At 41.2% G+C, this 7,392-nt stretch carries 9 protein-coding genes and 1 pseudogene; 1 reads left to right on the top strand and 9 read right to left on the bottom strand.

Translation table 11 applies throughout. The features are described 5' to 3' along the window. Together ACJ751_RS26805 and ACJ751_RS26800 are read right to left on the bottom strand one after the other, a co-directional pair. Positions 1-317: FAD-binding oxidoreductase (locus ACJ751_RS26805; protein WP_407748614.1), on the bottom strand; the 317-nt coding region annotated here is incomplete at its 3' end. 362 nt (positions 318-679) lie between these two features. Next, the gene (locus ACJ751_RS26800) at positions 680-958 is read right to left on the bottom strand and encodes a hypothetical protein (RefSeq protein WP_407748613.1); all 279 of its coding nucleotides are present in this window, start codon (positions 956-958) and stop codon (positions 680-682) included. Positions 959-1,160: 202 nt separating this feature from the next. Between ACJ751_RS26800 and ACJ751_RS26795 the strand changes: the two genes are divergently transcribed. Then, positions 1,161-1,358, top strand: a complete 198-nt coding sequence (locus ACJ751_RS26795) for a helix-turn-helix domain-containing protein (protein WP_207631546.1) — start codon at positions 1,161-1,163, stop codon at positions 1,356-1,358. 338 nt (positions 1,359-1,696) lie between these two features. On the opposite strand, the gene idi is transcribed toward ACJ751_RS26795, so the two are convergent. The 7 genes and pseudogenes from idi to ACJ751_RS26760 all read right to left on the bottom strand — a co-directional run. Continuing rightward, on the bottom strand, positions 1,697-2,239 hold the full coding sequence (idi, locus tag ACJ751_RS26790; RefSeq protein WP_407748612.1) for an isopentenyl-diphosphate Delta-isomerase: 543 nt from the start codon (positions 2,237-2,239) through the stop codon (positions 1,697-1,699). A 182-nt stretch (positions 2,240-2,421) separates the two neighbouring features. Continuing rightward, positions 2,422-2,922, bottom strand: coding sequence for an RNA polymerase sigma factor (locus tag ACJ751_RS26785; protein ID WP_407748611.1), 501 nt, complete (start codon positions 2,920-2,922; stop codon positions 2,422-2,424). A 210-nt stretch (positions 2,923-3,132) separates the two neighbouring features. Next, a complete protein-coding gene (locus ACJ751_RS26780; protein ID WP_407748610.1) occupies positions 3,133-4,011 on the bottom strand; it encodes a MerR family transcriptional regulator in 879 nt (292 codons plus the stop codon). A 57-nt stretch (positions 4,012-4,068) separates the two neighbouring features. After that, positions 4,069-4,809 carry a tyrosine-protein phosphatase gene (locus ACJ751_RS26775; protein WP_407748609.1) on the bottom strand — a complete coding sequence of 247 codons (741 nt, stop codon included), beginning with the start codon at positions 4,807-4,809 and terminating at the stop codon, positions 4,069-4,071. Positions 4,810-4,846: 37 nt separating this feature from the next. After that, positions 4,847-5,785, bottom strand: a complete 939-nt coding sequence (locus ACJ751_RS26770; protein WP_407748608.1) for a GDP-L-fucose synthase family protein — start codon at positions 5,783-5,785, stop codon at positions 4,847-4,849. Between the two features lie 45 nt (positions 5,786-5,830). After that, positions 5,831-6,946 carry a GDP-mannose 4,6-dehydratase gene (gene gmd / locus ACJ751_RS26765; protein WP_407748606.1) on the bottom strand — a complete coding sequence of 372 codons (1,116 nt, stop codon included), beginning with the start codon at positions 6,944-6,946 and terminating at the stop codon, positions 5,831-5,833. Then, positions 6,934-7,392 (bottom strand): annotated as a pseudogene (locus tag ACJ751_RS26760) (glycosyltransferase); the annotation flags it as partial. The gene gmd and the pseudogene ACJ751_RS26760, both read right to left, overlap by 13 nt.

Genomic DNA, 7,392 nt, shown 5'->3' with positions numbered 1-7,392 from the left:
GGTTGAACGCGTACCCATTTTTCGGCGGCGTTCAGTTCCAGTATCTGTGTAAAGTTTTTGGAAACATCTACGATAATGCCATTTCCCACTACCTGTCCCGCCAGGGAGGTGCCTGCCGTACGCGGTATCAATGATGTTTTATTGGTATGAGCAAAGTTGATAAGTTTCCTGATGTCATCTACATTTCGCGGTATGGCAACAGCCAGGGGCATTTCGCGATAAGCCGAAGCATCAGTGGCATACAAAACCCGCATTGTTTTATCAAAATACAATTCACCTTCGAGGTCCTTAGCCAACTGTTGTAACAAATTGTTCATGAATCTTCTCCTTTGATTGGGGGCCGCGCATGCGGCGGGCAAATTTACTTCATTACGATTGGTTTGGCACAAACGGGCAAAATATTAGATAATTTTCAAAAATTATTTACCTAATACTCAATTGATTAAGAAAGATCCATTCTGCGACTTAATTAGGAAATTGAATAAAGAATGGCTTTCGGACTATAAATCCCCTGGTTACCGGATTTCCAGGTACCGGTTACCCGGCTACTATTTTACCTTTGATGTAACAAACAAATAGGGTACGGATTGGTACTTAAAAGGTGCAGGAATCCCCCATCCTAAAACATACATCTAAAAGCCCTCCATAAAGAACCGTGAAAACCTATTTTAAGAAGGACTTATAAATCTGTTCGTTGATTAATTAAATAAGCAGCTTCTACGAGTGCTTCCAGTTTTTCATAGAAGTAAATATGATTGTTTCGTTGTTGCCCTTCCTGGGAAATGCTGCGGCTACTGCTTACAATTTCTACCAGCCAGTTCCACAACGTGTGCCGGACTTCCTGCAAATGATAACACTCAAAAAAATTATCGATAATTAAGCGGGGATTCTTTAACTCTTCTTCATTTAGCCGGAGTGGTTGATTATGCCAATCAGGATTTTTATTCAGGGACCGCATAACAAAATGGTTAATGGTGAAGAATATCATTGAAATTGGTAAACAGCCCTAACCGGCTGGCATACCGTGCAACCCCCTGATAATGCTTAAACGAAGATAATAATTATTTTAATATGATGTATTATATCACAGCCGAAAAATTAAAAAAAATTATCATCTTAACCCTTTAATACTATAACCATTGGCTGCTAACCACCAGATATTGAAAGCATTCGGCGCAAATCTGCGCCACTTCAGAAATGAAAAGGGCTTGAGCCAGCGCGATTTATACGCGCTTTGTAATATTGACAATGCCGAAATAAGCAGAATGGAGAATGGCGAGGTGAATGTTACACTTAATACACTGGCTCAATTAGCCGAAGCATTGGATATTCCTGCTTATATGCTTTTAAAGCAGTAATAGCCGAAGGAACATATGGTGAAAAAAAAATCCCCCGGTAAACGAGGGATCCAGGTAATTTTGCTCACCTGTAAGGCTGTTCTTATTGGTTCTTCATAGATATTGACGTATAACCTCTTACAGGTCCTGGGTAAACTTTTGTTCATAAGATACCGTTTTAAAAACGGGGCCTGCTTCGATAGTTATTGGATCTTTTACAAATCGAAAATACCCAACAAAAAAGCAGGATCATAGTATGTCCTGCTTCAATTCGTTAAAATCCTCAATATGTTTACAACCCAATAAGGGTGTTCCTTTACTATGTAAGTTGTTGTAACGTTGATGCGAAAGGGTGATATTTACACTACCTTCTTCAACAGGTTTTCTGCCGCCCACTCCTGAACCTTAGGAAATGCAATATTGAACCATGCCGTGTATTTCTGCGGGTGCGATTGTAAGGTAGCTGCTATCTCTTCAAGGCTTTTAAAACAATAGTCCTTTACTTCCATTGGGTCGGGCGCTATCCTGCCTTCGTACATGCCAACAAAAGCATGGTCGAACTCGTGTTCTGTTAACCCATGTTCAAATTCGGCCAGGTATACAAAATCGAAAACCTTTTCAAGTAAGGTGGTGAAACCCATTTCTTCATTTAACCGGCGGGTGGCTGCCTGTAAAGTATCTTCCCCAGGGGTCGGGTGACTGCAGCAGGTATTCGTCCATAAACCACCGCTGTGGTATTTACTCATGGCACGCTGCTGTAATAACATTTCGCCTTTACTATTGAAAATAAAAACGCTAAAAGCCCGATGTAATACGGCTTTGCGATGAGCCTCCATTTTTTCCATTACACCAATGGGCTCATCTTGTTCATTTACCAATATTACGTCAGTTACTTTACTCATTCCACAAAGTTGCTAAATAATCATGGTGTTACCATGCCCGAAGGCACAGAAAAAGCCTGCTTATTGAATAAAAGAAATTCAATACTAAATAAGGAAGGTAAATGACACACAACTTAAGGCACCGGATATTCGATAGATACAGGATAACCCCTACTACCCTGGTTACTCTAAAAGCAGTTCACTTAATGCCGTTCTATCTGCGTTTTCAACAGTTTACGGGCAAAGTGAATCCGGCTTTTAATGGTACCCAGTGGTTCGCTCAGCATATCTGCAATTTCATGGTATTTAAAACCATCAAAATATAACAGAAATGGGTTTCTGAATATCTGTGGCAGGTTATGGATAGCTTCCTGAATATCCTTTAACCGCAAATTTGATTCAGCATTATTAGCAACAACGCTTTGAGTCTGGTTAATCAGAAAATCATTAGGAGTACTATCAAAAATAGTATTCTGTTTAACTTTTCTCCGGTAATTGTTAATAAAGATATTGCGCATGATAGTATACAGCCACGCCTTGATATTTGTGCCTACACTATACTTATCCTTGTTGGACAATGCACGAAACAGCGTTTCCTGAAACAGGTCTTTCGCAGCCTCAGAGTCTCTCGTTAACGTTATTGCAAACGGCTTCAAAAACTCTGCATTGTTCACCAGCATTTGATTAAATTCAACCGTCGACATAAAAAAAGTGTTTAAATAATTACATCACAAATTTAAACAGAATTCGCGTACTGAAAAAATCCAGGGTGCTTAATAATTCTATAAATAATCAAACCAGCCCATGTATTGCAGGAATATGACAATACAGAAAAATCCTACCCCTATATAGATTGACGGTTAATAGGCTAAAATATTTGTTAAGAAAATGAAAAAGGGATGATTAAAAGCTGCTTAAAGTGCCGCAATAAACTCAAGAACTTCTGATAATGAACGTTTTAGGAGAACACCGGCGGGTAATTTTTTCATATTGCAATTGGTAAGCTGACCAGAAACAATTATCTGAACCTGTGGAGCGTGTTGATGGATCTTGCTGAGGAACTTCTCAAAATTAAAATTGCCGGCAATACAGGTGAGGTGAGTATACAGGTAATCGGGTTGTTTATAGGAGGTTATGAATTCCAGATCATGAAAAGGCACATTAGCGCCGAGGTATATTACCTGCACACCCCGGCTTTTAAGCAGGTAGTAGGTGTACAACAAACCCAGCTCATGGTACTCGCCTTCAGGCAAAAAAAGGATCACTTTTTTATTAACCGCTATATGCGACACCACGCATTCAATACCAACGATCAGCTTTTGGCGAATGATATTGGTAACTATATGTTCCTGAGCTGGATGTAATTGGCTGGCCTGCCACAAAATGCCTATTTTGTCAAGAAACGGAAAAATAAGGAAACTAATGACCTTGTCGATCCCCTTGGCCTGAATGTAGTTATCCAGCAGGTCTTCGAATTTTTCCAGGTCAAGATCGATCATATATTGCAGCAGGTCATTCACCAGCCGTTCCTGCAGCGCTTCCGCATGCGAAAGTGATACAATTTTCTCCCGTACCTCTTCTGCACTCATTTTGTCTATATGGGAAATTTTATACCCATATTTATTCAGCAGGGCGATGTTCAGAACAATTTTTAATTCTTCATTGGTGTAATAGCGAATGTTGGTAGTAGTACGTTGCGGGCGTAAAAAGGAATAGCGCTGTTCCCATATTCGAATTGTATGGGCTTTAATACCAGAAAGATTTTCCAGGTCCTTTATGGTAAACGCGTTCATATACAGTTAACTACAAAGGGCATTGACAAATTGTTTAAACAATTGGGAAGAAAATACTTACAAGGTGGGATTTAACAACTGGCCGCTATCGAGGAGGGATAGTACCGGCTCCATAATGTTATTGGCAGACCGTAGCGTATCGAGGTGCCGGAAGTGATGACAGTCGGTGCCCAGCAGGTTTATATATCGTTTATTCAACAGGTATTGGGCCAGCTGAAGCGAAGCTTTGCCATAATACCCGGCGAGCGACAAAATATTCAACTGAAAGTAACACCCTGCGTCTTTCAGTTCATCGTACCATTTTTTGTCACTCATAAAATACAAATACCGTTCAGGATGCGCAAGGATCGGTTGGTATCCTTTCATTTGCATGTTGAACAGCTTGTCTTTAAAATTCAGAGGAGTGGTAACAAAAGAGAACTCAACCAACACCCAGTTTTCGTGGATGGTCAATAAGGGTGTATTGGTTTCCAGTAATTCATCAAAATGTTCATCGAGAAAGTATTCTGCAGCCGCTTTTATTGGAACACTCGAATTATTCTGTTGCAGTGCCTGTTGTAGCTCGAGGTGCGCGGCGCCAATAGACACTGCATCATTTTTATACATATCCCACAAAATATGTGGAGTGGTAATAAATTTCCGGTAGCCCAGGTCTTGCAAACCGGCAATCAGCTGCAGAGAGGTTTCTGCATCAGGCGATCCATCGTCGATACCGGGTAATAAATGCGAATGCATATCAGTACCCACTCCGCTCAGATCAAGCCGGATCTTTGGCTTCTTATTAAAAATAGAAAACATGCAAGACTCCCCTTATTATATTGATACAGCAACAAATCTACACTCCGGCAGCGTATAGTTGCGAAAATTCTTTGTACACGCGTTCAAGTCCTTCCTGTAAACCAATTTTTGCTTTCCAGCCCAGGCCGTTCAATTTTTGAACATCCATCAGTTTGCGTGGCGTGCCATCTGGTTTGCTCAGGTCATGTTCAATATCACCGTTGTAACCTATCACATTCTTAATCAGTAACGCAAGGTCTTTTATAGCAATATCATCACCAACCCCAACATTTACCAGGCCTGGCTCATTGTATGTTTGCATCAGAAAGAAACAGGCATCGGCCAGGTCGTCGGCATGCAGGAACTCGCGTTTAGGCGTACCGGTTCCCCACATTACCACAGATGGCGCATTATTCATTTTTGCCTCGTGGATCTTTCTTATTAATGCTGGCAATACATGCGAAGTTTCGAGGCTGTAATTATCGTTGGGGCCGTACAAATTGGTAGGCATTACCGAAATGAAATTACAACCATATTGAGCGCGATAGGCATCGCACATTTTTATACCTGCAATTTTAGCAATGGCATAAGGCTCATTTGTTTCCTCCAGCAACCCTGTTAACAGGTAATCTTCTTTCAGGGGTTGCGGCGCCAGTTTGGGATAAATACAGGATGACCCCAGGAACATGAGCTTTTTAACACCATTCACCCAGGATTCGTGAATGATGTTCGATTGCATCATAATATTATCGTAAATAAAATCGGCGCGATAGGTATTATTGGCCAGAATGCCACCCACTTTGGCAGCGGCGACAAAAACGTAATCCGGCTTCTCCTGATCCATAAACTCCTGCACGGCCTGCTGGTTACGCAGGTCGAGCTCAGCCGATGTACGCAGTACTAAATTTTCAAATCCTTCCTTTTTCAACTTCCGAACAAGCGCAGAGCCTACCATACCCCGATGACCGGCTACGTAAATTTTGTCTGTTTTATTCACGGTAATAACTATGATGAATGTTAAAATTAAATCTTATAATAAATCCTATTCAAACTGATTACGTACGTAATAACCAGATTGTTGCAATAATTTCTCTTTTTTGAACAAGTCCACATCATTAGCCACCATTTCCTTCACCAATGCAGGCAAATCATATTTAGGTTTCCAGCCCAATTGAGTTTGCGCCTTGGTGGGGTCGCCGATCAACAGGTCAACCTCAGTAGGACGATAATATCTTTTATCTACAGCTATCACTTCTTTGCCGATCTCCAGCTTGAATTCGGGGTTATTGCAGGCTTTCACAATACCCACTTCATTTTCGTCCTTGCCTTTGAATTCCAATTCAATGCCAACCTCTTTAAAGGCCATCCGTACAAAATCCCGTACCGGGGTAGTTACACCAGTGGCAATTACATAATCCTCAGGTTTTTCCTGTTGTAAGATCAACCACATAGCTTCCACATAATCCTTGGCATGACCCCAGTCGCGTTGTGCGTTCAGGTTGCCGAGATAAATTTTGTCCTGTAATCCAAGGGCAATTTTTGCCACACCACGCGTAATCTTTCTGGTTACAAAAGTTTCACCGCGTAATGGTGATTCGTGGTTGAACAAAATACCATTCACTGCATACATATTATATGCCTCGCGATAGTTCACCGTGATCCAGTAAGCATACATTTTTGCAACTGCATAGGGTGAACGGGGATAGAACGGAGTTCTTTCTGATTGAGGCACTTCCTGCACCAGGCCATACAACTCAGAAGTAGAAGCCTGATATACTTTTGTTTTTTTCGTGAGGCCCAATAAGCGTACAGCTTCCAGGATACGCAGGGTACCAATACCATCGGCATTTGCGGTATACTCCGGTGTTTCAAAGCTTACAGCCACGTGGCTCATAGCTGCCAGGTTATAGATCTCATCAGGCTGCGTTTCCTGAATGATACGGATCAGGTTGGTTGAATCGGTCAAATCACCGTAATGTAATTTGAAATGAACATTCGACTCGTGTGGGTCCTGGTATAAATGATCAATTCTTTCTGTGTTAAATAAAGAGCTTCTGCGTTTGATACCATGAACAATGTATCCTTTTTTCAGTAACAGGTCGGTTAAATATGCACCATCCTGTCCGGTTACCCCTGTAACCAATGCTACTTTTGCCATATCTTAATCGGGTTAAATTGTAATATTTTTCTCAGTGGTTTTAGCCACGTAGTAAAGAAATAGGGTTTTAAATCGTTCAATTTCCAGGCCATCTTATCTTCCTTATTGGCCTTTAACCTGTTTTTTAAGGAAGCATTGCTCATTCCACCAGCACGCATTTTAACCAACACTTCAGGAATGTATTGTGCACAGGCATCGAATTTTAAAAGAACACGCAACATTAACTCATAATCTGCAGCAGAGCGTAATGAAGTGTTAAATAGCCCGCATTTATCATATATATGCCGGCGTACAAAAAAAGTTGGATGTGGTGGCATCCAACCATAATAGAGAAACCCCTTTTGGTATTTACCAGACTTCCAGGTACGAGTCACTACTTCAATATTATCCTGCTTCACATATTGCAGATCGCCATACACAGCCTCTACAGCCGGATTTTTAAAAGC

Source organism: Niastella sp., assembly GCF_045805085.1.
Taxonomy (GTDB): Bacteria; Bacteroidota; Bacteroidia; order Chitinophagales; family Chitinophagaceae; genus Niastella.
Note: the sequence above shows the minus strand (reverse complement) of the source record. Positions and strands in the feature narration are given on the sequence as shown.

Excerpts from the sequence above, each read along its gene's own strand:
- idi (WP_407748612.1), bottom strand. The coding sequence starts at position 2,239 with ATGAGTAAAGTAACTGACGTAATATTGGTAAATGAACAAGATGAGCCC.
- ACJ751_RS26780 (WP_407748610.1), bottom strand. The coding sequence starts at position 4,011 with ATGAACGCGTTTACCATAAAGGACCTGGAAAATCTTTCTGGTATTAAA.
- ACJ751_RS26800 (WP_407748613.1), bottom strand. The coding sequence starts at position 958 with ATGCGGTCCCTGAATAAAAATCCTGATTGGCATAATCAACCACTCCGG.
- gmd (WP_407748606.1), bottom strand. The coding sequence starts at position 6,946 with ATGGCAAAAGTAGCATTGGTTACAGGGGTAACCGGACAGGATGGTGCA.
- ACJ751_RS26785 (WP_407748611.1), bottom strand. The coding sequence starts at position 2,922 with ATGTCGACGGTTGAATTTAATCAAATGCTGGTGAACAATGCAGAGTTT.
- ACJ751_RS26775 (WP_407748609.1), bottom strand. The coding sequence starts at position 4,809 with ATGTTTTCTATTTTTAATAAGAAGCCAAAGATCCGGCTTGATCTGAGC.